Here is a 25,072-nt window from a genome sequence, read left to right on the forward strand (position 1 = left end):
CATCATGCAGATTGGTATCGTGGGATTAGGGCGTATGGGCGCGAACATCGCACGCCGGTTGATGCGCGGCGAGCAGACATGCGTGGTGTACGACCATGCGCCCGAAGCGACGCAGGCAGTCGTGGCCGACGGCGCGACCGGCGCGAGCGACCTGGGCGATCTCGTGAAGAAGCTTGCCGCGCCGCGCTCGGTCTGGCTGATGTTGCCGGCGGGCAAGATCACTGAAGACACGCTGAACGATCTCTACGAGATCCTGGAAGCGGGCGATACGGTTATCGATGGCGGCAACAGCTTTTACAAGGACGACATCACCCACGCGGCGAAGCTGAAGGAGAAGGGCATTAATTTCGTCGATGTCGGCACGTCGGGCGGCGTGTGGGGACTGGAGCGCGGCTATTGCATGATGATCGGCGGCGACAAGGACGTCGTGCAGCGGCACGATCCGATTCTGTCGGTACTTGCCCCCGGACGTGGCGATATTCCCGCCACGCCGAATCGCGAGGGTCGCGATGCGCGCGTCGAAAATGGCTATATGCACGTGGGGCCGGTCGGAGCGGGTCACTTCGTGAAGATGGTGCATAACGGGATCGAGTACGGGTTGATGCAGGCGTACGCGGAAGGGTTCGACATCCTCAAGCACAAGTCATCGACGGAGTTGCCCGAGGCGCAGCGCTACGATCTGGATATAGCAGACGTTGCTGAGGTGTGGCGCCGGGGCAGCGTGGTGTCGTCGTGGCTACTCGACCTGACTGCGGGCGCGTTGGCCGGCAACAGTACGCTCGACAAATACTCGGCAGAAGTGGCCGATAGCGGCGAAGGGCGCTGGACGATTGAGGCTGCACTCGAAGAGGCGGTGCCGGCGCAGGTGTTATCGGCTGCGCTGTATGCGCGGTTCCGGTCGCGCGAGGATAATTCGTTCGCCGACCGGATGTTGTCAGCAATGCGCTTCGGGTTTGGCGGGCACAAGGAGTTCAGCCCGGGATTGAAGTAAGTTGAGTTTTCTGCTGAGTTGTCTGCAGCGGCAAGCGGATTGAAGCATGTAAAAATCCCGTTTCAACTTACGTTGGAACGGGATTTTTCTTATTTGAAGTAGCTAAGAGCGGTTCGTGATTTCAATCGATTCGTTCAACGCATCATCCGTCTACGAAACAGCACCGCGCAGATAAAAAACGGCACGATGGCGTATGCCGCGAGCACAGCCAGATGCAGCACGACGTGCTCTGCCGGCCGGTCGAGCATCGCGGGACGAATCAGTGCGACCGCGTGCGACAACGGCAGCAACAGTGAGACGTTTTGCGCGACCGCCGGCAATTGTGTAAGTGGGAAAAACACGCCGGAGAGCAGCAACATGGGCGTGAGCGCGAGTGTCTGGTAGAACATGAAGAAGTCGTAGCTCGGCGCCACGGCGGTCACGATCATCGCCGTGCTGGAGAATGCCAAACCAGTCAGCACGATCACGGGCAACGCATACAGCATGGTCGGGAAACTTGCATAGCCGAGCACACCGGCCACCAGCATGATCGCAACGCCGGACAGCACCGATTTACTTGCGGCCCACACAATTTCGGCGAGCACGATGTCGCCCAGCGTGAGCGGCGTATGCATGATTGCTTCCCACGTTCGCTGCACATGCATGCGTGAGAAGCCGGAGTACATGGCCTCGAAACTCGCCGACATCATCACGCTCGACGCCACCGTACCCGCCGCGAGAAACGCGATGTACGAGACGCCGTCCACATGGCCGACCATCAGGCCGAGTCCGAGACCCAGGCCGAACAGATAGATCATCGGGTCGGCGAGGTTGCCGAACATCGACGCGATCGCCAGTTTTTTCCAGACGAGATAATTTCGCCGCCAGACCGACATCCAGTTCGATGCGTTCGCAGGCATTGCGCTCAGGAACGGCTCACGATGAGGCTTGCGTTGCGACGTCCCGGCCGCGCGGGGGATACGCGCAGTGGGAGACGCAGTGGATTCGGCAGTGTTCACATTCGGTTCGCTCGACATCGATCAGTCCACCATCTCGCGCCCGGTCAGGCGCAAAAACACATCTTCAAGATTCGCCGGCCGGTGTAGATAACGCACGCCAGGCCGTCCCTTGACGCGTTGATGCACGGGCGCGGGGTCATCGACATAACAAAACAGCGTTTCACCGCTGATCTCCATGCGGCTGACGAACGGCAGGAGTTCGTCGCGAAGCGCTTGCGGATCGGAACCGTAGATCTCGATCACATCGCAGCCTATAACCCTCTGGATCAGATCGTCGGGTTTGCCTTCGGCCACTTTGCGGCCTTCCTCGATCACGCACAGCCGGTCGCAAAGCCGTTCGGCTTCCTCCATGAAATGCGTGGTGAGAAGGATCGTCTTGCCGCGTGCGAGCAGCGAACGTAGCCGCTCCCAGATCAGATGCCGCGCTTGGGGATCGAGTCCAGTGGTCGGTTCGTCCATGATCAGCACGTCGGGATCGTTGACCAGTGCGCGCGCCAGTGTCAGCCGCCGCTTCATTCCGCCCGATAACTCCCCGACCCGCGCATTCGCCTTGCTTTCCAGCCGCGCAAATTCGAGCAGCGAAGGCACCACGGCTTCAATTTCGTTGCCACTCATGCCGAAATAGCGGCCGAACACGAGCAGGTTTTCGCGAACGGTGAAGTCCGGATCGAGGTTATCGAATTGCGGCACGACGCCCACGCGGCGACGGGCGTAACGAGCACGCGAGGGGATGGGTTCATCGACTAGATGGATCGTGCCCGCATCCGGCGCGGTCAGGCCGAGCAGCATCTTGAGCGTGGTCGTCTTGCCCGCGCCGTTAGGACCCAGCAGGCCGAAGCACTCGCCAGGCTGGACGTGAAAAGACAGGCCATTGACGACGGTCTTGTCACCGTAATGCTTTTCGACGTCGACAAACTCGATCGCCGGGCCGGCCGGCTTTGCCGGCGGCCGGGTGGTGTCGCTGGGAAAGTCTTTAGGAAACACTGCTGCATCTGACATGCGCAAACTCAGGTGTTGGGTCTGATTTAGGTCCGAAGACAAGCTAACTAGTTTAATCGATTGCACCAACGAGGCGCGTCCCTCTGTCTGACCTGCACAGCAAGGGCGCACGGAGGTTGTTTTTCGGCTGCAGAGCCCTTTCGCGACGCTCCAATTAATTGCCGGGAAGCCCACCCAGCAAGGGATTCGCGGACCTGGCACGCTGTCCGCTTGGCGTTTCGCGGACGACTGGACCGCATTAGCGTTTTCCATCGTTGCCACCGTTTCAACGACGCACCATGATGAAGGCAACGCGGCCCGGGCTTTTGTCGCCCGCCCGGTCCACGGGGCAGAACTTGCAACACTTGACGACCGTCTTTTCGATGCCCTTTGCTGCCCTCGTTGCAGCGCGGAGAACCACCATGGCGAGCTACCGAAAAATCCTGCTGTGTTACGACGGCTCCCGCGAAGGGCGTAAGGCGTTACGTGACGGCGCGAATCTGGCGCTCGACCTGAAAGCCGAAACGCACGTGCTTGCCGTTGTCGACATGCGTTCCAGCATCGCCCAAAGCGCAGGCCTTCTCACCGATATGGCGTGCGGCCGTTTTGAGGACGCCGCCCGGGACATCCTGCGCGAAGGCGTGGAATGGCTGACCGAGCGGGGCGTGCCGGCGCAGGGCCACTTTGCGTTTGGGCATCCTATCGATGAAATTGCCGGGCTCGCTCAGAGCTTGCAGGTGGATTTGGTCGTGGTGGGGCATCGGTGCCGCACGGGCCTTGCGCGCTGGTGGATGGGCTCGGGCAACACGCCGCTGATGGATCGGGTGTCTTGCAGCATTTTAGTGGCGGTGTCGCCGACGGGTACATCCGCCGAACAGGAGGACGCTGCGCACGCGGCGAAGCCCGTGAAGGCCGAGGTGAGTGCCTGATAAGTAGATGGCTAAGCGGGTCCCGCTGGCCGCCCGCAGCAACCGGATAGCGTTCGGTTGCTGCGGTGAATCTGCTGGCTCGCCTAACTGTCGTTCAGTTCCACGGCGACCAGTTTCCAAGAGAACAACCCGTATCGCCGAAGAATGGCTGAATAGCGTGCTTCGCCGGTGCCATGCTGGTAATTCACCGCGAAAGTATTAAAACTTCGATACCCCGCCGTGGTTTGAGGCGGCGGTTTCGGTGCGGATGGCGCAGCGGCGGCAGGCGCCGGTTGAGCGGGCGCGAGCGGCGGCGCTTGCGCGGCTTCCGGAGACGCAACTACAGCGCCATTGGCCTCCGCCGGAACCGGCGGTTTCTCGCCAGGATCACCTCTTGGCGGTATGCCATTGAGAATAGCCGCCACGCCGTCGGGCGTTGCATACGAATCGACCAGTGGGCCGACTAGCGCCGCGCCAATCATGGCGCCGATTATCGCTAACGGATTGCCGCTTTTCTGTATATCGATTCTTCGGGTCAGCAGCTGCCCGACCTGGTCCTTCAGGCTTTCACGTAGCAACGGAAAGTCGACGTACTGATTCACGGTCTGAACGTCACGGGCGTCGGCGGCACGTTTTAGCCGATCGAGGGCAATATAGGGCGACGCATAAATCACACCGAGAACCGCCACAACAATAACAACCAACAACGCAATAACAACGGACTTGCTGGTACGGGACAAAGGCATACGCGTGGGGACCTTTTGGCTGATGAGGTAGACGCGGCTCGAAATGCAAGAGTTGTGGCCAAACGAAAGGCCTAACGAGAGACCTTGGACGACTCAACCATTGAATGGACCGCACCGGCGCCAGAACTATCCCCGCGAATTCACCGCGCCTTAAATATCAGGCGAACAATCCATCTTCAACGCCTGCGCGTTCCTCGTCGATGCAGCGGTCGATCATGCGCGATACCGCTTCGATATTGCCCACCATGATGACCCGCGACTCACCGCGATAAACCCGCACGGGTGCACGTTGCTCGGACTGCGTATGCACCGATGTACTCAACGATACCCGGGCGAACGCCGGTTGCCGCGATGGCAAGACTGGCAATTCGATGAAGAGATCAGGCGTGTCAGCAGGTTTTTGTGTCTTGCAGGAAATCAGCGAGCGCAGATGCCGCAAACGGCCAAATTCCCGGAATTGGCGAAACGAAAGGGGTGCGCGTGCTGCCGGCGCAAACGATGCGGATAAAAAAGAAGCAGAAAACAACCGGGCGAATCGTTCCATGATGTTTCTCCGATAACCGATGACAACCGATGAGAATAGGGCGCGCGCCGGTTCCTCGCGAATGCGATGTCCGTCACGCTTTATGGGGCTGGAATTCAAGCGCAGCGCGGCTGGGGAGAAGATCCACCGCCGCCCTGCAAATCAGAAATCAACAATCAGAAATCAAAGCTCGCCGGAGCGGATCAACCCGACCGCAATACCTTCCAGCGCAAAGTCGTCACTGCCTGATGCAACGAAGATATTCTCGTAATCAGGATTTTCAGCGATCAGTTCAACGCCATCTGGACGACGTTTCCAGCGTTTCACCGTGACGTCGTCGCCGAGTCGTGCCACGACGATCTGCCCGTCCTTCGCCTCGTTTTTCTTCTGTACGGCGAGCAGATCACCGTCGAAGATGCCTGCGTCGCGCATGGAAAGACCGCGTACCTTCAACAGATAGTCCGGCTTGCTGGAGAACAGTGCCGGGTCACAGGCGTAATGCTGGGAGATATGTTCCTGCGCAAGGATCGGGCTACCGGCCGCCACGCGCCCGACCAGCGGCAACGACAATTGCATGATGCTGGCGTGCGGCAACGTGAACTGGTGAGGGCCGTCGTCAAGACTGCCATTAGTCAGCAAACGAATGCCGCGCGATGAACCCGCAGCCAGCTCGATCACCCCTTTACGCGCCAGCGCCCGAAGATGCTCTTCGGCGGAGTTAGCCGAGCTAAAACCGAGTTCAGCCGCGATCTCGGCGCGCGTGGGCGGAAACCCCGTACGTTCGATAGCGCGCTGGATCAGTTCGAAAACCTCTTGCTGTCGCGCAGTCAGTTTGCTCATTTTGGTCACGTGCATTTGCCCCTTTATGGCCGGTCGTCCACTGTATGGATGAACAGATGCCTGTAGTTTTATACAGTATTCGGCGCTTTTCAAGCTTTACTTTAAGTTCGACGTCGTCAGAACCACACAGAGGCCCCAAACACGGTGCTCCAGCGGCTCTTTGATGGCCGCAACGCCGCTTCCAGTCTTCATTAGCACTTTTTGATCTAAAAGAATGAATAACAATTATTTTTAATAATGAAAGCCCGTCGATAGACTCGGCTGCTCAAACACATAAGACGGGGAGCGGGGCAATGCTGAGTCGGAATTCGGGGTGGGGCGCACGGGCAAGGAAGCTGGTTGCCACGACGGTGATCGGGGCCGCGTCGGCGACCGGGATGATCGTGGGAACGATCTCGCTGGCGCACGCCGACACGTCGTTCCTTAACGTGTCGTATGACCCGACGCGTGAGCTGTACCAGGACTTCAATCAGGCTTTCGGCAAGAAATGGAAGGCTGAAACCGGAGAAACCGTCACGTTCAAGCAGTCGCACGGCGGCTCAGGCGGTCAGGCGCGCTCGGTTCTCGACGGTTTGCAGGCCGATGTAGTGACTCTGGCGCTGGCCTATGACATCGATGCGCTCGCGGGCAAGGGGCTCGTGGCGCAAGACTGGCAGAAGCGCTTGCCGGACAACGCGTCGCCGTACACATCGACAATCGTGTTTCTCGTGCGCAAGAGCAACCCGAAGCAGATCAAGGACTGGCCGGACTTGCTCAAGCCGGGCGTGTCTATCGTGACGCCGAATCCGAAGACATCCGGTGGCGCGCGCTGGAACTATCTCGCGGCATGGGCGTACGCAGAACATCTGCCGGGTGGCAACGCGACGACCGCCAAGGAATTCGTGACCAAGCTTTATAAGAATGCCGGCGTGCTGGATTCGGGCGCGCGGGGTGCGACCACCAGTTTCGTGCAGCGCGGGCAGGGCGACGTGCTGATCGCGTGGGAAAACGAGGCGTTCTTGTCGCTGAAGGAATTTGGCTCGGACAAGTTCGAGATCGTGGTGCCGTCGGTGAGCATCCTGGCTGAACCGCCGGTCGCCGTAGTCGACAAGGTCGTGGATCGTCACGGCACGCGCAAGCTGGCCGAGGCGTACCTGAAGTATTTGTACAGCGAGGAAGGTCAGGAGATCGCGGCACGCAACTTTTATCGGCCGCGTTCCACTGCCGTTCCTGCTGCGCTGACGAAGCAGTTCCCGAAGATCAAGCTCTACACGATCGATGATTCCTTCGGTGGCTGGACCAACGCGCAAAAGACGCATTTCGCCGATGGCGGCGTGTTCGATTCCATCTATCAACCGCAGTAAGCGTAATGGTTTGAAAGGCAGCATCGCCGGCGCTCATGCGCCCGCGATGCTGTAGTCGTAAAGAAGTTTGAAACAACACTACGGCCGCATAGACGGCCTGTAATTAACCCGAAGCTCGACCCCGAAGCGCCGTCCCCGCGGCGCGGCGGAACTGGATGATTCACGCATGACGACCTTCACTTTCCGCAAGCCCAGCGCGCTGCCGGGCTTCGGCCTGACGCTTGGCATCACGGTGGCGTATCTGAGCCTCGTAGTGCTGATTCCGCTCGCCGCGACCTTCGCCAAGACCGCTACGCTCGACTGGGCGACGTTCGTGCGCGCCGTTACGTCGCCGCGCGTGCTGGCGTCGTATCGGCTGACGTTTTCGGCGGCTCTCGGCGGCGCGCTAATCAACGCCGTGTTCGGCTTTCTCGTGGCGTGGGTGCTCGTGCGCTACACGTTCCCGTTCAAACGCGTGGTCGATGCCGTCGTCGATCTGCCGTTTGCGTTGCCGACTTCCGTGGCCGGTATCGCGCTCGCGGCCGTGTATGCGCCGAATGGCTGGATCGGCCAGTTTCTCGCGCCGCTCGGAATCAAGGTGGCGTTCACGCCATTCGGCGTGCTCGTGGCGCTGACGTTTATCGGCTTGCCGTTCGTCGTGCGTACCGTGCAACCGGTGTTGGAAGATTTCGAGCGCGAGCAGGAAGAAGCGGCCGCGTGCCTTGGCGCGACGCGCTGGCTGACGTTTCGCCGCGTGGTGCTGCCGTCGCTGTTTCCAGCCATCCTGACAGGCTTCGCGCTCGCGTTCGCGCGTGCACTGGGCGAATACGGGTCGGTGATTTTCATCGCGGGCAATGTGCCGATGAAGTCCGAAATCACGTCGCTGCTGATCATCACGAAGCTCGAACAATACGACTACGCAGGCGCGACTGCGATTGCCGTCGTGATGTTGTGCGTATCGTTCCTGATGCTGCTGCTGATCAACACGCTGCAATGGTTCCTGCAACGGCGTACGAGCCGCAGCGGCGCAGGACCGGCGCCCGCTTCGGCTGGTGCATTGCATATCGACGGGGCGAAAGCATGAGCACCGTCAACCAGAAAGCAGTGGACGCAGCCGCGCCCCGCGTGACGGAACACAAGCTTGATCCGGTAACTGAACCGCGCGCCGTGCGCTGGGTCCTGACCGCCATCGCGCTGATTTTCCTGGCGCTGTTTCTCGTCGTGCCGCTCGTTGCCGTGTTTGCGCAAGCCTTCGCGAAGGGTGTGGACTATTACTTCAATTCGCTGAAAGACCCCGACGCGTGGTCCGCGATCAAGCTCACGCTGATCGTCGCTGCTATTGCCGTTCCGCTGAACGTGGTGTTCGGGTTGACGGCGTCATGGTCTATCGCCAAGTTCGAATTCCGCGGCAAAGCCTTCCTCACGACGCTGATCGATTTGCCGTTTTCGGTGTCGCCGGTCGTCTCGGGCCTGATCTACGTACTGATGTTCGGCGCGCAGGGCTGGTTCGGCCCATGGCTCATCGATCACAACGTGCAGATCATTTTCGCCGTGCCCGGCATTGTGCTCGCCACTATCTTCGTCACGTTCCCGTTTGTTGCGCGCGAGCTGATCCCGCTGATGCAGGCGCAAGGCAACGACGAGGAAGAAGCCGCGCATGTGCTTGGCGCGTCGGGCTGGCAGATCTTCCGCCGCGTGACGCTGCCGAACGTGAAATGGGGCTTGTTATACGGCGTGATTCTCTGCAATGCACGGGCGATGGGTGAGTTCGGCGCGGTATCGGTGGTATCGGGCCATATTCGCGGACAAACCGACACCATGCCGCTGCACGTCGAGATTCTCTACAACGAATACAACTTCTCGGCGGCGTTTGCCGTGGCGTCGCTGCTTGCGCTGCTCGCGCTCGTCACACTCGGCCTGAAGCTGCTCGCCGAGCGCCGCATGTCGCAATCGATTGAAGCAGTGCAGGCGCGGCCCGCTGATGTGCCGGTTGCGTCACTCCAGAACTAGAAGGCGAAAATCATCATGAGCATCATCGTTCGGAATTTGCAGAAACGCTTCGGCGATTTCGTCGCGCTGGATAGCGTCTCGCTCGATTTTCCATCGGGCGAGCTGGTCGCGTTGCTCGGGCCGTCGGGCTGTGGCAAGACCACGCTGCTGCGCGTGATCGCGGGGCTTGAATACGCGGACGCCGGTTCGGTCGTGCTGAACGGCGAGGACGTGGCGGCCGTGGGCGCGCGGGAACGGCAGGTCGGTTTCGTGTTCCAGCACTACGCGCTGTTCCGGCACATGACCGTGTTCGAGAACGTGGCATTCGGCCTGCGCGTGAAGCCGCGCAGGGAGCGGCCGACCGAAGCCGTGATCCGCGAGAAAGTGCATGAATTGCTGAAGCTCGTGCAGCTTGACTGGCTGGCGCAGCGGTTTCCATCGGAGCTTTCGGGTGGGCAGCGGCAGCGGATTGCGCTGGCTCGCGCGCTGGCAGTCGAACCAAAGGTGCTGCTGCTCGACGAGCCGTTCGGCGCGCTCGATGCCAAGGTCCGCAAAGAGTTGCGTAGCTGGCTGCGGCGTCTGCATGACGACCTGCATATCTCGACTATTTTCGTCACGCACGACCAGGAAGAGGCGCTTGAAGTCGCGGACCGGATCGTTGTGCTGAATCGTGGGCATGTGGAGCAGGTCGGCAGTCCGCAAGACGTCTATGATCATCCGCAGACATCGTTCGTCTATGAATTCCTGGGTGCGGCAAACCGGCTCAAGGGCAGCGTGGATGCGAACGGTTTTGTGGCGCAAGGCGCCGCGCAGCCGATCAGGACCGAAGCGAATTTCGCGGGTCCCGCGTTCGCTTATGTACGGCCGCACGACCTGACGCTGTTCCCGACGGCTTCGGGTCATCGCGATGGCATCGTGGTCGATGTCCGGCGCGTCGTGACGCTTGGCGGCTCAGTGCGCGTGGATCTGGAAGGCGCCGAAGGCAACGTGCTGGAAGCGGAACTGGATCGTGAAACCTGGCGTGGATTGAATCTGAATATCGGCGATGGTGTGACCGCCGTGCCGCGTGTTCTGCGCGTATTTCCGGCGCATTGAGCTTACTAAAAAAGAGAGGCTGACATGAACTTCCAGCAATTGCGTTTTGTACGCGAAGCCGTACGGCAGAACATGAATCTGACCGAGGTCGCGAACGTGCTTTATACATCGCAGTCGGGTGTATCGAAGCAGATCAAGGATCTTGAAGACGAACTTGGCGTCGATATCTTTATTCGACGCGGCAAGCGTCTCACCGGCCTGACCGAGCCAGGAAAGGAAGTGCATCAGGTGATTGAACGCATGCTGCTCGATGCCGAGAACCTGCGTCGTGTCGCGCGCCAGTTCGCCGATCAGGACAACGGCCATCTGGTGGTCGCGACCACGCACACGCAGGCGCGTTACGCGCTGCCCAAAGTGATCCGACAGTTTACCGAAGTATTCCCGAAGGTTCATCTCGCGTTGCGTCAGGGCAGTCCGCAACAGATCGCTCAGATGATCATCAACGGCGAGGCGGACATCGGCATCTCGACGGAAGCGCTTGACCGGTATCCTGATATCGTCACGTTCCCGTGCTACACGTGGCATCACACGGTGGTCGTGCCGAAGGGACATCCGCTGGTCGGCCGCGAGAACATCACGCTCGACGAGATCGCTGAATATCCGATCGTCACCTATGACCACGATTTCACCGGCCGCTCGCATGTCGACCAGGCGTTTGCGAAAGCAGGTGCGCTGCCGGACGTGGTGCTGACCGCAATCGATGCCGATGTGATCAAGACCTATGTGGAACTGGGCCTCGGCATCGGCATTGTGGCGGCGATGGCCTTCGACGAAAAGCGCGATACCGAACTCGTCGCGCTCGACACGCAGCATCTGTTCGAAGCCAGTACCACGCGCGTGGGTCTGAGGAAGGGTGCTTTTCTGCGGGCGTACGCGTACAGGCTGATCGAGATGTTCGCGCCGCAACTCGATGAAGCGCAGATCGCGGCGCAATTGCGGGAAGCTGTCTAGCTGTTAGAAGGATTGCAGCGTACAAGAATCAGCCAGCCGCCGCTCCGCTACAATTACGGCTATGAACTCCTCACACACTTCATTGCCGCGGATCGTGGTGCTGGCTACCGGCGGAACCATCGCGGGCGAGGCCGGCGATGCCGCGAAAACCTCGGGTTACAAGGCCGGCGTAGTCGGCGTCGACAAACTGCTCGGCGCCGTGCCTTCGCTCTCGCAAGTCGCGCGGATTCATGCCGAGCAAGTCGCGAGTATCGACAGTAAGGACATGACCCCGGCGCTATGGGCCACGCTCGTCGCGCGAGTGAATGCGTTGCTGGCGCAGGACGATGTTGACGGCATTGTCATCACGCACGGCACCGATACGCTCGAGGAAACCGCCTACCTGCTGCATCTCACCGTTAAGAGCGAGAAGCCGGTTGTGCTGACGGCGGCCATGCGGCCGGCAACGGCTTTATCCGCTGATGGCCCGCTGAATCTTCTCAACGCCGTGACGGTGGCGGCGAACCGGGCATCGTGGAAGCAGGGCGTGCTGGTCGCGTTCAACAACCAGATTCATTGCGCCCGCGATGTGACCAAGACGAGCACTTATGCCGTCGATGCCTTCCGTTCACCCGAAGGCGGTGCGCTCGGCTGGGTGCAGGACGGGCAGGTGGAATTCCAGCGTTTGGTAGTAAGGCCGCATACGGTGCGTAGTCCGTTCCAGATGTCGGCTGATCTGCCCGCGGTCGAGATCGTGACGAGTTATGCGGGGGCGTCGCGAGTGGCTGTCGATGCATTTGTTGCCTCGGGTGTCCAAGGGCTTGTAATCGCAGGGACAGGCAACGGTTCGATTCATTCGACCCTGCAACAAGCCGCGGCCGATGCCATCAAACAAGGCGTTGCAGTGGTTCGTTCGTCGCGGGTAGGCGCGGGTCACGTGATGCGCAATGGCGCGGCGCCTGACGATGCACTTGGCTCGATCACCGCAGGCGGTTTAAACCCGTACAAGGCGCGCGTGCTGCTGATGTTGGCATTGGCCGCGGGCACCGCACCGGCAGACTTGCAACGCGCATTCGATACGTACTGAGCGCGGCGTAACGCAGAAGCTCAGCCCAGCAATTTCCGATACTGCACGAACCCGGACCGATCTGCGATGCGGTCATATAACTGCATCGCGTCGGTATTGGTTTCATGCGTCAGCCACCAGACACGCGAACATTCAGCTTCTGCGGCCTTGGCATAGACATGCTCGATGAGCTTGCGTCCGATTCCGGCTCCGCGAATATCCGGCTCCACGTACAGGTCCTGCAGATAACAATAATCGCCTGCAGTCCAGCACGACCGATGCATGATCCAGTGCACTATCCCGACTACGCGGCCATCCATTACCGCTACTGCGGCGAACACCGGCTCTGCTGGATCGAGCATGCGAACCCATGTGCACTGGGTCGTGTCCATGGGGATATCGGTCTTGTAGAACGCCTGATATCCGCGCCATAGCGTCAACCAGGCATCGAAGTCAGCCGCAGTCACGGGTCGGATTTCAATAGGGCTTGTCGATGTCATGGGCGTGATCTTCTTGGCGTGTGGGTGGTGAGGAGGATCATAGAACGCGTCCACGCAGCCCAAAAGAGCCAGCGCAGCTCGTTTGCACGGAGCCACGCGTCGATTGTCAATCAATCAGAACACGCAGGATACTGATGCGCTCGCTACCGTATGCGTGGTGCGAACAGAACAGAGTCAGCCTTCCTTTGCGCAGTCGCTCAAACGCTCGACATCACCCGACACAATATGTTCGAGCTGCCGCGTGATCGATTCTATGGGCCAATCCCACCAGGCGAGCGCTTGGAGTTTTGCCGCGACATCAGGCGCGAACCGTTCCTTGAGCGGTTTAGCAGGGTTGCCTCCCACGATAGTAAAGGCGGGAACATCGTTGGCGACGACCGACCGCGACGACACGATCGCGCCGTTGCCAATCTTGACGCCCGGCATGATGAGCGCGTCGTAGCCGATCCATACGTCGTTGCCGATAACGGTGTCGCCCTTGTAGGGCAGCTCGGTCACTGCGGGCATGACCTTCTCCCAGCCGTTGCCGAATATTTGAAACGGATAAGTGGATACCCCCGAGAGCTTGTGATTCGCCCCGTTCATGATGAACTGAACACCTTTGGCAATCGCACAGAATTTTCCGATCACGAGTTTGTCGCCGATGAACGGGAAGTGATAAAGGACATTCCGTTCGAAATTCTCAGAGTCTTCGGGGTCGTCATAATAGGTGTAGTCACCAATCACAATGTTCGGGTTGCGCACCGTGTTCTTGATGAAACAGACCTGTGGGAACCCTTCCATGGGATGTTTGGTATTTGGATCAGGACCGTTCATGTGGCCTCCTGGGAATATTGATCGTTGGACGCGAGAAGCCGCTCGGCCCCGCGCGCGGCTGGCCGCTCAGTGTATTGGGAAACCTGTCCGTCGGTCGATCCTGCCGTACGTAGCTGAGCCTTGCGAACCTCGCACATGAAAAAACGCGACCCTCGGGTCGCGTTTTTATTGAAGCATTCAACCGTGCTTGATACTGATCAAGCCAGCGCGGGAATCCGCAGGACCTGTCCCGGATAAATCTTGTCCGGGCTCTTGAGCATCGGTTTGTTGGCTTCGAAGATTACGTCGTTCTTCGCGCCGTTGCCGTAGTACTTGTCGGCGATCTTCCAGAGATTGTCGCCGGAAACCACCGTATGGAATTGCGAAACGGGCGTGGGATTCAGTACGGTTAGTTGATCGTCGACCTTGTCCACGTGCTGCACGTTACCTGCTGCCACGAGGATCTTTTCCTTGGTTGCCTGATCGGCGGCCTGGCCGCTGACCGTGACCGTATGTGATGCGCCGTTGAAGCTGACTTGCAGGTTGTCGGCGTTCAAGCCTTGAGCGCGGATGTAGGTGGCGATTGCGTCGCCAGCCGTCTTATTGAGCGCGGCGACATCCGGTGCCGGTGCTGCTCCTGCGGGGGCCGCAGTTGCCGAAGTTGATACAGCGCCGAACAACTTCTCGCCGGCGTCCTTGATGAAACTGAAAATGCCCATGTTGCAACTCCTGTAATGACCGCGTGAATCGGCACGATAAAGCCGAGCCCTTTAGTCGCGAGAACTAACCGATAGTTCTCGGTTTCACCGATGGAGTTGTAATACTGTGTGGACGGACATTTTGCAAAACGTGTTTGAGCACGTCAACAAAAAAAGATCCGGCAAGGCGAACACCCGGCAATGACGTCTGACCGACCAAGGCTTCCACGGCATCACCGGGTGCCGCTTGACGGACCCCGCTTTATTGCACTTTCTGCAACCGGCTATACGTATAGAAATACGCACGCGTCAGCCGGTTTTCAAGCAGTTCATTCGGTAACCTGATGATTCGACATCAGTTCCAGCGCCTTCACCATTCCAGAGTGATCCCACTCGCGTCCACCATTTGCCACGCACACGCTGAACAATTGCTGTGCGCTCGCCGTATGCGGCAAAGCAAGACCGAGTTTCTTCGCACTTTCCAGCGCGAGGTTCAAATCCTTCTGATGCAATTCGATTCTGAAGCCCGGATTGAACGTGCGTTTTGTCATGCGTTCGCCGTGAACTTCCAGAATCCGCGATGCCGCAAAACCGCCCATCAAAGCACGCCTGACACGTTCAGGGTCTGCGCCGGATTTAGACGCGAACAACAACGCTTCAGCCACCGCTTCAATATTAAGCGCGACGATAATCTGGTTCGCGACCTTGCACGTTTGTCCCGCACCGTTATCGCCGATGAGCGTGATGTTCTTGCCCATGACATCGAAGAGCGGCTTTGCGCGTTCGAACGCCGCTTCCGGGCCGCCGACCATGATCGTCAACGAAGCTTCACGCGCACCCACTTCACCGCCCGACACCGGCGCATCTAGATAGTCGCAACCCAGCGCGTTGATTTTCTTCGCGAACGCTTGCGTTTCGAGCGGCGAGATGGAGCTCATGTCGATCACGAGCTGACCTTTCTCCAGTCCTTTCGCAACGCCGTCGTCCGCGAATAAAACGTTAGCGACGTCGGGTGTATCGGGCACCATGATGATGACGATTTCGCTGGCCCGCGCCACGCCCGTCGAACTGTCGACTACTTTGCCCAGTGAACGCAGATCGTCCGGCACGGGGTACGCGCCGTTCAACACCAGCGCATGGCCGGCTTTCTTCAAATTGCGCGCCATGTGCGCGCCCATGATGCCAAGGCCGATAAATCCGATTGTTGCCATTACGTGTGTCTCCTCCAGTTATGCCACTGCTCGCGCAGTCTTCCATCCAGCGATTTCCTGCAGCCAGACAAGGCCGGCTACAGTCGTGCTGCGCGGTTTGTACTCGCAACCGACCCAGCCGTCGTAGCCGAGCGAATCCAGCAGCGAGAACAGGAATGGATAGTTGATCTCGCCCGTGCCGGGCTCGTTGCGGCCGGGGTTATCGGCCAGTTGAATATGCGCAATCGATGGCAGGTTGCGCTTGATCGTCGCAGCCAGTTCGCCTTCCATACGCTGCATGTGATAGATGTCGTATTGCAGGAACAGGTTGTCCGAGCCCACGTCGTGAAGCACGTCCAGTCCTTCCTGCGACCGGTTGAGCGCGAAGCCGGGGATATCGAAGTGATTGCACGGCTCGACCAGCAGCTTGATGCCTTCTTTCTTCAACGCGGCGGCCGCAAACTTCAAGTTTTCGACGATGGTCGCCCGCGCTTCCGCGCGGCTTACCGAAGCCGGCGGAATGCCAACGAGACAATTGAGCTGGGGCACGTTCAACGCTTTCGCGTACTCGATGGCCCGCGTTACGCCTTCACGAAATTCCTCTTTGCGATCGGGCAGACATGCGATGCCTCGCTCGCCGCCTTCCCAATTCCCAGCCGGCAGGTTATGCAGCACGAGCTGGAGATTATTGGCGTCGAGCCGTTGACGCAGGTCGGCCGCCGGGTACTGATACGGGAACAAGAATTCAACCGCTTCGAAGCCCGCATCGGCGGCCGCCGCGAAGCGATCGAGAAACGGCAACTCGTTAAACAGCATGGTCAGGTTTGCAGCAAATTTCGGCATGATCTTGGTTCTCTCTCAGGCGCTATGCGCAATGGCCGTCGGTGCGTCCTGCTCGCTTTCGGCGAGTGGTTCGAATTCGTTGATTGCATCGATCTCCGTGCCCATCGCGATGTTCGTCACGCGCTCGAGGATCACTTCCACGATGATCGGCACGCCGAATTCCGCGAGCATTCCCTGCGCCTTGCGGAGGGCGGGAGCGAGGTCTTCCGGATTGAACACGCGCACTGCCTTGCATCCCAGGCCTTCGGCCACCGCGACGTGATCGACGCCATAACCGTTCAGATCGGGCGCGTTGATGTTCTCGAAGGCGAGCTGGACGCAGTAGTCCATATCGAAACCGCGTTGCGCCTGACGGATCAGGCCGAGGTACGAGTTGTTCACGACCACGTGGATGTACGGCAGCCGGAATTGCGCGCCAACGGCGAGTTCTTCGATCATGAACTGGAAGTCGTAGTCGCCGGACAAAGCGACGATCGGCCGTTGCGGGTCCGCTGCACGAACACCGAGCGCGGCCGGAATGGTCCAGCCGAGCGGGCCGGCCTGACCGCAATTGATCCAGTTACGCGCCTTGTACACATGCAGGAACTGAGCGCCGGCGATTTGCGACAGACCGATCGTCGAGACGTAGCAGGTATCGCGGCCGAAGACCTTGTTCATCTCTTCGTAGACGCGTTGCGGTTTCATGGGCACGTTGTCGAAGTGCGTCTTGCGATGCATCGTGCGCTTGCGTTCCTGGCACTCGCCGACCCACGTGCCACGATCCTTCAGCTTGCCCGCGGCCTTCCATTCACGCGCCACTTCGACAAACAATTCGAGCGCGAATTTGGCGTCGGAGACGATGCCGAGGTCCGGGCCGAACACGCGGCCGATCTGCGTTGGCTCAATGTCGACGTGCACGAACGTACGGCCCTTCGTATACACCTCGACGCTGCCCGTGTGACGGTTCGCCCAGCGATTGCCGATGCCGAGCACGAAGTCGGACGCGAGCATCGAAGCGTTGCCGTACCGGTGCGCCGTTTGCAGACCGCACATGCCGGCCATCAGCGGATGGTCGTCGGGGATCGCGCCCCAGCTCATCAGCGTGGGGATCACCGGCACGTTCATGATTTCCGCGAACTCGACCAGCAAATCTTCAGCCGCTGCATTCAACACGCCGCCGCCGGAAACGATCAACGGCCGCTCCGACGCCGTCAGCATCGCCAGCGCTTTCTCGATTTGACCGCGCGACGCTTTCGGCTTGTAGACGGGCAGGGGCTCGTATGTATCGATATCGAATTCGATTTCCGCAAGCTGCACGTCGATCGGCAGGTCGACCAGCACCGGACCCGGACGACCCGAGCGCATCAAATGGAATGCCTGCTGGAACACGCGCGGCACGAGCGCCGGTTCGCGCACGGTCACGGCCCACTTGGTCACCGGCTTGGCGATCGATTCGATATCGACGGCCTGGAAGTCTTCTTTATAAAGACGCGCACGCGGCGCCTGACCCGTAATTGCCAGAATAGGGATGGAGTCAGCTTGGGCGGAATACAGCCCGGTGATCATGTCCGTTCCGGCCGGTCCCGACGTGCCAATACACACGCCGATATTCCCCGGCGCCGCGCGCGTGTAACCCTCGGCCATATGCGACGCGCCTTCAACGTGGCGTGCCAGCACATGGCCGATGCTGCCCGCGCGTTGCAGGGCGGAGTAGAACGGGTTGATCGCCGCGCCCGGGACGCCGAACGCCATTTCGATGCCTTCTTTTTCCAGCACGAGAACGGCTGCGTCGACTGCTCGCATTTTTGTCATGAGTGTCTCCTTCCATTGTGTTCTGCTGCATTGCGCCGTTGCGCAATGTCGTTGAAGTGACTTTATGCGGTTGCCGGAGTGTTGATAAGATCAGGCAAAGTTGTTTTATCCGATACAAAAAGTACGGAATGGAGACATGACAATGGACCGCTTCAGGCAGATTGAGACGTTCGTAAAGGTCGCCGAGGCCGGCAGTCTGGCCGCGGCGGCGATGGAGGAGGGCGTGTCTCCAGTTATTTTGGGGCGGCGTATTGATGCGCTGGAGAAGCGTCTGGGCGTCAAGCTGATGTACCGTTCCACGCGCCGTCTAGTGGTAAGTGAGGAGGGCGCGGCGTTCCTGGAGCGCTGCCGTGGTTTGCTCGCTGACTGGAACCAGGCGGAAGACGAACTTGCCGATGGCCAGCGCACGGTCGATGGCCACCTGATCGTTTCGGCGCCGGCGGCTTTTGGACGAATGCACGTAGCGCCGCACGCGCCGGCTTTTCTCATCGATAAACCTGCGCTGCAGATGTCGTTCAACCTGAACGACCGGGTCGCTGACCTGATCCGCGAGGGATACGACCTGTCGATCCGAATAGGCGGGGCGGTCGACCAGAACTTCGTTGCCGTGAAACTCGCCGATAACCGCCGGGTGGTCTGCGGCACGCCGGCATATTTCAAGAAGCACGGCAAGCCGAAATCGCTCGATGACCTGCCGCGCCACAATTGCCTCGCGTTCAATTTGCAGGGCGGGCAGAACCGCGGCTGGTATTTCCGTCGCAACGGCAAGCTCGCGACGGTGCGTGTCTCGGGCAACCTGGATTGCAACGACGGCGAATTGCTCCACCGATGGGTTTCCGAAGGCCATGGACTCGGCTGGCGCTCGACCTGGGAAATCCAGCGGCAATTGGCAAACGGCGAGCTGGAAACCGTCCTGGACGAGTTCGCGCTGCCCGATTACGACATCCTCGCGGTGTATCCGCAGCAGCGCTACGTGCCGGCGAAAGTACGCTACTTCATTGATTATTTGAAGAAAATCTACGCGCAGCCGGATTACTGGAACCGCGAAAGATGACTTTCAGGGCCTAGCTGCCACGCAAAACCGCTAAGCCATTGAAAACACAGCGGAAGTAATACGCGAAATGCGTAAATCAGTTGTGTGGGCGGCCGTATCTCGCTATAATCGCTGGCTTCTCTCTTGCCGCACCGGTCCGACGCCCGGGTGGCTTTATATCCTCAAGGAGTAACAATGCGTCATTACGAAATCGTATTTATCGTGCATCCGGATCAGAGCGAGCAAGTGCCCGCCATGATCGAACGGTACAAAACCACGATCACCACACACGGTGGTTCGATCCATCGCATCGAAGACTGGGGCCGCCGTCAGCTGGCTTACATGATCGAGAAGCTTGCGAAGGCTCACTACGTATGCATGAACATTGAATGCAGCCAGGAAACGCTCGAAGAACTGGAACACGCGTTCAAGTTTAACGACGCTGTGCTGCGTCACCTCATCGTCAAGCTGAAGAAGGCCGAAACCGGCCCGTCGCCGATGATGAAGGAAGTTCACCGCGAAGAAGCCAAGAAGGCGGCCAGCCAGCCGTCGACTGAAGCGCATGCAGCTCCGGCCGCAAGCTCGCAGGCAAACTAATCAAGTAGGCGACTTTTGAAGTCGTCGCGTCACCAGGAATCAAGTGAACCGGCTGCAACTGACAGCAAGCGTTATGGAGCGAGAACCGGTGCGGTACACCCCCGCCGGCGTCCCCATAGCGAGTTGCACGTTGCATCACCGTACGGAAGTCGTCGAAGCGGGCATTGCCCGGCAAATCGAACTGACTCTCCCGGCGGTGGCCGCCGGAGCAGCGAGCGGTAAGCTGGAAGGCCTTGCAATGGGCGTAGAAACGCTCTTCACGGGCTTCATGGCGAAGAAAAGCCGCAACGCGCGAACCCTGGTGTTTCACATCACAGAATTGCAGGATATTGGAAAGGACTGAACATGCCCCGCCCGACTGGTAAGAAATTCGACAAACGTCGTCAGCAACAAAACCCGCTCTTCAAGCGCAAGAAGTTCTGCCGTTTCACCGCGGCCAATGTCGAGTCGATCGACTACAAGGACACGGAAACGCTGAAGGACTTCGTTGGTGAGAACGGCAAGATCACGCCGGCTCGTCTGACAGGAACGAAGGCTCACTACCAACGTCAGCTCGATACGGCTATCAAGCGCGCTCGTTTTCTCGCGCTGCTGCCGTACACCGACCTGCACAAGGCCTAATCAGACGACGCAATAAGGAAAAAGCCAAATGCAAATCATTCTTTTGGAAAAAGTCGTCAACCTGGGCAACCTGGGCGACATCGTTCGTGTCAAGGACGGTTACGCACGTAACTTCCTGATCCCGGGTAAGAAGGCCCGCCGTGCAACGAAGGACGCAATCGCTGAATTCGAAGTACGCCGTGCTGACCTGGAAAAAGTTGCCGCTGAAAAGCTGGCGGCGGCTACGGCTCAAGGCGAAAAGCTGAGCGGCGCGACCGTTCAGATCTCGCAAAAGGCTGGCGTCGACGGTCGTTTGTTCGGTTCGGTAACGAACGCGGACATCGCCGAAGCGCTGAAGAAGCAAGGCCTGGCCGAAGTCGAAAAGTCGCAAGTGCGTCTGGCCGACGGCCCGCTGAAGCTGGTTGGCGATCACGCCATCCAGATCGCACTGCACACCGACGTAGTTGTCGACGTGACGGTGTCGGTGCTGGGCGAACACGCTTAAGTGCATTTCGTCTGCATCGGCCGCGGGGCTTAGCCTGGTTGTCGATGCAACCGTAGTGCCGCAGTAAAAGAAAGGCGGGAACCGCGTGCGGTTCCCGCCTTTTTTGTTTTTCCGTCTCCCTTCGCTCCGTCATTTCGCCGATAATTCCTCCCCATGAACGCACCGTCGAAAGATCCCCAACTGGATGCGCTGAAGGTCCCGCCGCATTCCATCGAAGCCGAGCAGTCCGTCATTGGCGGCTTGCTGCTCGATAACGCCGCATGGGACCGTATTGCGGACGTGATGTCGCACGGCGATTTCTACCGTTACGACCATCGGATCATTTATGAGGCGATCGGCAAGCTGATCGCGACCACGCGCCCGGCCGACGTGATCACCGTCTACGAGGCGCTGACGAATACCGGCAAGGCAGAGGAAGTGGGCGGGCTCGCGTACCTGAACGCGCTCGCGCAGAACACGCCGAGCGCCGCGAATATTCGCCGATATGCGGAAATCGTGCGCGATCGGGCGGTCTTGCGCCGGCTGGTTTCCGTCGCCGATGAAATTTCCGCCGACGCTTTTAATCCGCAAGGCAAGGAAGTGCGCCAGTTGCTGGACGAGGCCGAAGCGAAGGTGTTCTCGATCGCGGAAAGCGGCGCGCGCGGCACGCAGGGTTTTCTCGAGATCGGGCCGCTGCTGACGCAGGTGGTTGAGCGTATCGACACGCTTTATCACACCGCGAATCCCAGCGATGTGACCGGCACGCCGACGGGTTTCGTCGATCTGGACCGCATGACGTCCGGTATGCACGGCGGCGAGCTGATTATCGTGGCGGGCCGGCCGTCGATGGGTAAAACCGCGTTTTCGATGAATATCGGAGAATACGTGGCTGTGGAATATGGTCTTCCGGTTGCAGTGTTCTCCATGGAAATGCCGGGCACGCAGCTCACCATGCGTATGTTGGGCTCGGTCGGCCGCTTGGATCAGCACCGGATGCGTACCGGTCGTCTCACGGACGAAGATTGGCCGAAGCTCACGCACGCAGTGCAGAAAATGAGCGAGGCGCAGATTTTTATCGATGAAACGGGTGGTCTGAACCCCATGGAACTGCGCTCGCGTTCGCGTCGCCTGGCGCGGCAATGCGGCAAACTGGGGTTGATCATCGTCGATTATTTGCAGCTCATGTCCGGCTCCGGTTCTGCTGGCGAAAACCGGGCGACCGAAATTTCGGAAATCTCGCGTTCACTGAAAAGCCTCGCCAAGGAACTCGATGTTCCGGTCATGGCGCTTTCGCAGTTGAATCGTGGGTTAGAGCAGCGTCCGAACAAGCGCCCGATCATGTCCGACTTGCGCGAATCTGGCGCTATCGAGCAGGACGCGGACGTGATTCTTTTCATTTATCGCGACGAAGTCTACAACCCGGACAGCCCGGATAAAGGCACGGCCGAGATCATTATCGGCAAGCAGCGGAATGGTCCTATCGGTCCTATTCGCCTCACGTTCCAAGGCCAATACACGAAATTCGAGAATTTTGCCGGCGCGCAGAATTTCTACGGCGACTGAAAATCTTATCCGCCGCCCGAACTCAGTCTTGTTTTCGGCTCAGCTCGGGCGCGCGTCAGCAGTGGATTGCTCGGCGGAATCCCGGTAGCGCCAAGTGAACATTACCGTGGCGACTATTGCGTGAGCCGTAGCACCCCTAAATTGCCCGCGATCTGCTGAAAAATGGTGTTGAGTGTCGCGTTGTCCGGCGCGTGATAATAATTTCCGGGACTAGCGCAGTTTTGCATCGCCTGTTGCGCAACCGAGTTAGAGGCACCGCTGCCGAAGGTGATTGCGTACACGGTCACACCGCTCTGCTTGATTGCCGTGCAAATTGCCGACTGGAAGGTGTTGACGTCATCGGGCCAGCCTGCGTTATTGCCGCTCGAGGGATCGGCCGGATTGTTTCCGTGAAGTTCCGACGAGTCGGTCAGGCCATTGCTGAGAGAAGTGCCGTCCGTGCGCACGACGGTTGGCGCAGCGAGGCTGCGGGAGCCGACGCCTGACAGACCATTGAAATACAGGTCGTTGGGAATGGTTCCAGCCGCGCCGATCTGGTTCTCGCCATCCGTCAAAACAATCATGACGCGTTGCAGTCCAACCGTGGTCTCCGGTTTTGGAAAACTCGTATCGGTTGAAATCCAGCCGTTGCCATGGGAAACGTCGTTGGACCACGTCGACGACAGCATGCGCCATCCCCACAACAAGCCCTCCGGGATGATGGTTGAACCACCCGCGGTCATGTTGTTGATTGCGTTGGTGAGCGTTGACTGGTTGTTGGTGAGGAACGTAACGGGCTGCGCAATGCAGTCCGTGTTCTGCGTCAGGGTTGTCGTCCCATAACCGCTGTTGGACACCTGGTCATAGTAAATCCCGAGGCCGGTGCCCGTTACATTCGACAAATAACCGCTGCAGTAGTTGGGCTCACCGTCTCTATCCAGTGTGACAGGTACACCGAGTACCGTGGACGTTGTTGATTTGCCGCAAAACTGATTGCTGTACGAACGAATTTGCAGGCCCGCAGACGGTACGTTGTAGTAATACGGCGTGAACTTGAGCGTGTCCGAAGGGGAGTAGACATTCGGATACAAAAAGCCGTTCGCGTCCCGTGGCTCGACCGCGCAGCCGCCCCAACCGGCAACTTTATTTTTCGCGATCATTCCGACATTCGTCGTGTTGTAGGCGAATGACGGATTCATCCAGCTGCCCGCTGCGGGCAACGCGCCGCTGACATTCACCGTGCTCGCGAAGGGCACGAGACCAACGTAATAGGTGGACACCGCTTGCGCATACAAATCTTGCACGAGACTCGTGGTTGCCGCCTGGAGACCCGCCATCTTGCTCGGCCCGTTCCCTGACCCGGCGGCGGGATCGTTCATGGACCCCGTGTTATCCAGGACCATCACGAGTTCGAGCGTGCTCTTCGGGAGGTACAGCGCGGTGTTGTTGGCAGCCAGGGGCGCAGTGGTCGGCAATGCCGTGGAACCGGACCCCGACCCGTTGCCCGAGGTCCCCGGCAAGACTACCGGCGCGATCAGTTTCAAGCTGCCCGTCGCCGACAGTTGAATGGTTTCGCCTGCCGCCGGCGATCCGGTCACCGTGGCCGCAAAGCCGCTGTCGGGCATGGTCAGGGCCATATAGCCGGTCGGCATGTTCGCGTTGTAGTAGGCGCGCGCGTCTTGCTGCCATAGTGCGAGGTTGGTACCCGTGGTCGTGCTGAAATGCAAGAGATCAACGCCCGCCGAAAGTGTCGCCACATCGAGCGCCGACTGCATGCGTGAGTGCGTCATGCCGCCGTCGATCGTATCGAGTGCGATGCACATGGCCGCGATCATCATGCTGCCGCATATTGCAAACACCACCGCGACTGCGCCATCGTCCCCACGCACCAAGGCCGCAGCCTGCCGCGGATTCGACTTACGCGGACGGGCCGGGTTGTTATCGCAATGTTTCTTCGCGGAACGAGTCAACATCATCCGGCCACCAATGTGAGCGGTTGAGGCGTGCGCGGACGCACGTAGATGCGCTCGTAAAGAGTTTGCGTCCCCGGAGCGCCCGGCCACAACCCGGCTGTCATCGCGAACGGATTAAACGTATAAAAGACCTCCACAATAATGGCCGAGTCCCCGTTGCGGAACGGCCATGCTGAAGGAAGGATAGCGCCGGGAGTCACCCTCGTTGTCATACCGCTGCCGTTCCATGGCGCGCTCGCTTGCCACCAGATTTCCGGGACGCCGACTGCCATGGTGTTCGAATGATTCAACGGCGACGTGCACGATGACGTGGTTTCGCATACCGAAGTAATGATGACGCCGCCGCCCTGGTTCAAGCTGTTCGGGGCGCTTAGTAGCGCTGCGGCGTTCCAGATCGAACCGAGATCATTTGAGTCGGTGGTGGCAGTGGTGTTGATGATCTGGGTTGTTTGCCCGAGAGAATCGGCGAGGGTGAAAGCCGTGTGTTCCAACGCGCTCACTGCCCGCATATACATGTAGATTTCACTGAATCCCACCATCAGCAACACCATGAGCGGAATGATGATGACCAGTTCCACTGCCACGCTGCCACGGTCCGAGCGAAGCAGCTTCCGCAGGGTCGCTCGGAACCGTAAATGTC

At 59.3% G+C, this 25,072-nt stretch carries 27 protein-coding genes; 14 read left to right on the forward strand and 13 right to left on the reverse strand.

The genetic code is table 11. The features are described 5' to 3' along the window. Nucleotides 1–4: 4 nt before the first annotated feature. Nucleotides 5–991 carry a phosphogluconate dehydrogenase (NAD(+)-dependent, decarboxylating) gene (gnd, locus tag ACMX25_RS05150; RefSeq protein ID WP_414948452.1) on the forward strand — a complete coding sequence of 329 codons (987 nt, stop codon included), beginning with the start codon at nucleotides 5–7 and terminating at the stop codon, nucleotides 989–991. Nucleotides 992–1,125: 134 nt separating this feature from the next. On the opposite strand, the gene ACMX25_RS05155 is transcribed toward gnd, so the two are convergent. Both ACMX25_RS05155 and nodI read right to left on the reverse strand, forming a co-directional pair. Further along, nucleotides 1,126–2,007 (reverse strand): ABC transporter permease, encoded by an 882-nt coding sequence (locus ACMX25_RS05155; RefSeq protein ID WP_414948453.1) that lies wholly within the window; start codon nucleotides 2,005–2,007, stop codon nucleotides 1,126–1,128. Between the two features lie 3 nt (nucleotides 2,008–2,010). Next, the gene (gene nodI / locus ACMX25_RS05160) at nucleotides 2,011–2,988 is read right to left on the reverse strand and encodes a nodulation factor ABC transporter ATP-binding protein NodI (RefSeq protein ID WP_414948454.1); all 978 of its coding nucleotides are present in this window, start codon (nucleotides 2,986–2,988) and stop codon (nucleotides 2,011–2,013) included. 401 nt (nucleotides 2,989–3,389) lie between these two features. Between nodI and ACMX25_RS05165 the strand changes: the two genes are divergently transcribed. Continuing rightward, nucleotides 3,390–3,896 (forward strand): universal stress protein, encoded by a 507-nt coding sequence (locus tag ACMX25_RS05165; RefSeq protein WP_414948455.1) that lies wholly within the window; start codon nucleotides 3,390–3,392, stop codon nucleotides 3,894–3,896. Nucleotides 3,897–3,979: 83 nt separating this feature from the next. Here the strand turns inward: ACMX25_RS05165 and ACMX25_RS05170 are convergent, their stop codons facing one another. From ACMX25_RS05170 to lexA, 3 genes are all read right to left on the reverse strand, one after another. Next, complete coding sequence (locus ACMX25_RS05170) at nucleotides 3,980–4,621, reverse strand: DUF2939 domain-containing protein (RefSeq protein ID WP_414948456.1); 642 nt, start codon at nucleotides 4,619–4,621, stop codon at nucleotides 3,980–3,982. 157 nt (nucleotides 4,622–4,778) lie between these two features. Then, nucleotides 4,779–5,165 (reverse strand): hypothetical protein, encoded by a 387-nt coding sequence (locus ACMX25_RS05175; RefSeq protein WP_414948457.1) that lies wholly within the window; start codon nucleotides 5,163–5,165, stop codon nucleotides 4,779–4,781. A gap of 162 nt (nucleotides 5,166–5,327) precedes the next feature. Beyond that, on the reverse strand, nucleotides 5,328–5,984 hold the full coding sequence (gene lexA, locus ACMX25_RS05180; RefSeq protein WP_414948458.1) for a transcriptional repressor LexA: 657 nt from the start codon (nucleotides 5,982–5,984) through the stop codon (nucleotides 5,328–5,330). A 293-nt stretch (nucleotides 5,985–6,277) separates the two neighbouring features. Here lexA and ACMX25_RS05185 point away from each other — a divergent pair, with 293 nt between their 5' ends. The 6 genes from ACMX25_RS05185 to ACMX25_RS05210 all read left to right on the forward strand — a co-directional run bounded on the left by ACMX25_RS05185 (nucleotide 6,278) and on the right by ACMX25_RS05210 (nucleotide 12,407). After that, nucleotides 6,278–7,327 (forward strand): sulfate ABC transporter substrate-binding protein, encoded by a 1,050-nt coding sequence (locus tag ACMX25_RS05185; RefSeq protein ID WP_414948459.1) that lies wholly within the window; start codon nucleotides 6,278–6,280, stop codon nucleotides 7,325–7,327. Between the two features lie 166 nt (nucleotides 7,328–7,493). Further along, a complete protein-coding gene (gene cysT / locus ACMX25_RS05190; protein ID WP_414948460.1) occupies nucleotides 7,494–8,390 on the forward strand; it encodes a sulfate ABC transporter permease subunit CysT in 897 nt (298 codons plus the stop codon). After that, the gene (cysW, locus tag ACMX25_RS05195) at nucleotides 8,387–9,316 is read left to right on the forward strand and encodes a sulfate ABC transporter permease subunit CysW (protein ID WP_414948461.1); all 930 of its coding nucleotides are present in this window, start codon (nucleotides 8,387–8,389) and stop codon (nucleotides 9,314–9,316) included. The genes cysT and cysW overlap by 4 nt, the downstream gene beginning before the upstream one ends. 15 nt (nucleotides 9,317–9,331) lie before the next feature. Next, complete coding sequence (locus ACMX25_RS05200; RefSeq protein WP_414948462.1) at nucleotides 9,332–10,390, forward strand: sulfate/molybdate ABC transporter ATP-binding protein; 1,059 nt, start codon at nucleotides 9,332–9,334, stop codon at nucleotides 10,388–10,390. Nucleotides 10,391–10,414: 24 nt separating this feature from the next. Continuing rightward, entirely contained in the window at nucleotides 10,415–11,341 is a 927-nt protein-coding gene (locus ACMX25_RS05205) for a CysB family HTH-type transcriptional regulator (protein ID WP_414948463.1), read from the forward strand. Between the two features lie 61 nt (nucleotides 11,342–11,402). Next, nucleotides 11,403–12,407, forward strand: a complete 1,005-nt coding sequence (locus ACMX25_RS05210) for an asparaginase (protein WP_414948464.1) — start codon at nucleotides 11,403–11,405, stop codon at nucleotides 12,405–12,407. A gap of 20 nt (nucleotides 12,408–12,427) precedes the next feature. Here the strand turns inward: ACMX25_RS05210 and ACMX25_RS05215 are convergent, their stop codons facing one another. The 6 genes from ACMX25_RS05215 to gcl all read right to left on the reverse strand — a co-directional run bounded on the left by ACMX25_RS05215 (nucleotide 12,428) and on the right by gcl (nucleotide 18,203). Further along, nucleotides 12,428–12,886 carry a GNAT family N-acetyltransferase gene (locus tag ACMX25_RS05215; RefSeq protein WP_414948465.1) on the reverse strand — a complete coding sequence of 153 codons (459 nt, stop codon included), beginning with the start codon at nucleotides 12,884–12,886 and terminating at the stop codon, nucleotides 12,428–12,430. A gap of 174 nt (nucleotides 12,887–13,060) precedes the next feature. Next, the gene (locus ACMX25_RS05220; RefSeq protein ID WP_414948466.1) at nucleotides 13,061–13,702 is read right to left on the reverse strand and encodes a Vat family streptogramin A O-acetyltransferase; all 642 of its coding nucleotides are present in this window, start codon (nucleotides 13,700–13,702) and stop codon (nucleotides 13,061–13,063) included. Nucleotides 13,703–13,899: 197 nt separating this feature from the next. After that, nucleotides 13,900–14,400 (reverse strand): peptidoglycan-binding protein LysM, encoded by a 501-nt coding sequence (gene lysM / locus ACMX25_RS05225; RefSeq protein ID WP_414948467.1) that lies wholly within the window; start codon nucleotides 14,398–14,400, stop codon nucleotides 13,900–13,902. Between the two features lie 308 nt (nucleotides 14,401–14,708). Then, nucleotides 14,709–15,590, reverse strand: a complete 882-nt coding sequence (gene glxR, locus ACMX25_RS05230; protein WP_414948468.1) for a 2-hydroxy-3-oxopropionate reductase — start codon at nucleotides 15,588–15,590, stop codon at nucleotides 14,709–14,711. An 18-nt stretch (nucleotides 15,591–15,608) separates the two neighbouring features. After that, nucleotides 15,609–16,412: a hydroxypyruvate isomerase gene (gene hyi, locus ACMX25_RS05235; RefSeq protein ID WP_414948469.1), complete on the reverse strand. Its 804-nt coding sequence runs from the start codon at nucleotides 16,410–16,412 to the stop codon at nucleotides 15,609–15,611. Nucleotides 16,413–16,427: 15 nt separating this feature from the next. Continuing rightward, on the reverse strand, nucleotides 16,428–18,203 hold the full coding sequence (gene gcl, locus ACMX25_RS05240) for a glyoxylate carboligase (protein WP_414948470.1): 1,776 nt from the start codon (nucleotides 18,201–18,203) through the stop codon (nucleotides 16,428–16,430). A 142-nt stretch (nucleotides 18,204–18,345) separates the two neighbouring features. Between gcl and ACMX25_RS05245 the strand changes: the two genes are divergently transcribed. The 6 genes from ACMX25_RS05245 to ACMX25_RS05270 all read left to right on the forward strand — a co-directional run bounded on the left by ACMX25_RS05245 (nucleotide 18,346) and on the right by ACMX25_RS05270 (nucleotide 22,480). Next, nucleotides 18,346–19,257 (forward strand): LysR family transcriptional regulator, encoded by a 912-nt coding sequence (locus ACMX25_RS05245; protein WP_414948471.1) that lies wholly within the window; start codon nucleotides 18,346–18,348, stop codon nucleotides 19,255–19,257. Between the two features lie 174 nt (nucleotides 19,258–19,431). Next, nucleotides 19,432–19,833, forward strand: a complete 402-nt coding sequence (gene rpsF, locus ACMX25_RS05250; RefSeq protein ID WP_031359789.1) for a 30S ribosomal protein S6 — start codon at nucleotides 19,432–19,434, stop codon at nucleotides 19,831–19,833. Between the two features lie 43 nt (nucleotides 19,834–19,876). Beyond that, a complete protein-coding gene (gene priB, locus ACMX25_RS05255; protein ID WP_414948472.1) occupies nucleotides 19,877–20,176 on the forward strand; it encodes a primosomal replication protein N in 300 nt (99 codons plus the stop codon). A 2-nt stretch (nucleotides 20,177–20,178) separates the two neighbouring features. Further along, nucleotides 20,179–20,454 (forward strand): 30S ribosomal protein S18, encoded by a 276-nt coding sequence (rpsR, locus tag ACMX25_RS05260; protein WP_158935384.1) that lies wholly within the window; start codon nucleotides 20,179–20,181, stop codon nucleotides 20,452–20,454. A 28-nt stretch (nucleotides 20,455–20,482) separates the two neighbouring features. Further along, a complete protein-coding gene (rplI, locus tag ACMX25_RS05265) occupies nucleotides 20,483–20,938 on the forward strand; it encodes a 50S ribosomal protein L9 (protein WP_414948473.1) in 456 nt (151 codons plus the stop codon). 153 nt (nucleotides 20,939–21,091) lie between these two features. Continuing rightward, entirely contained in the window at nucleotides 21,092–22,480 is a 1,389-nt protein-coding gene (locus ACMX25_RS05270; RefSeq protein WP_031359785.1) for a replicative DNA helicase, read from the forward strand. A gap of 113 nt (nucleotides 22,481–22,593) precedes the next feature. Here ACMX25_RS05270 and ACMX25_RS05275 read toward each other — a convergent pair whose 3' ends face one another. Both ACMX25_RS05275 and ACMX25_RS05280 read right to left on the reverse strand, forming a co-directional pair. Beyond that, nucleotides 22,594–24,435: a TadE/TadG family type IV pilus assembly protein gene (locus ACMX25_RS05275; RefSeq protein ID WP_414948474.1), complete on the reverse strand. Its 1,842-nt coding sequence runs from the start codon at nucleotides 24,433–24,435 to the stop codon at nucleotides 22,594–22,596. After that, nucleotides 24,432–25,016, reverse strand: a complete 585-nt coding sequence (locus ACMX25_RS05280) for a TadE/TadG family type IV pilus assembly protein (protein WP_414948475.1) — start codon at nucleotides 25,014–25,016, stop codon at nucleotides 24,432–24,434. Before ACMX25_RS05280 ends, ACMX25_RS05275 begins: the two co-directional genes overlap by 4 nt. Nucleotides 25,017–25,072 lie beyond the last annotated feature (56 nt).

The sequence above is a fragment of the Caballeronia eucalypticola genome (assembly GCF_047608185.1).
Lineage (GTDB): Bacteria > Pseudomonadota > Gammaproteobacteria > Burkholderiales > Burkholderiaceae > Caballeronia.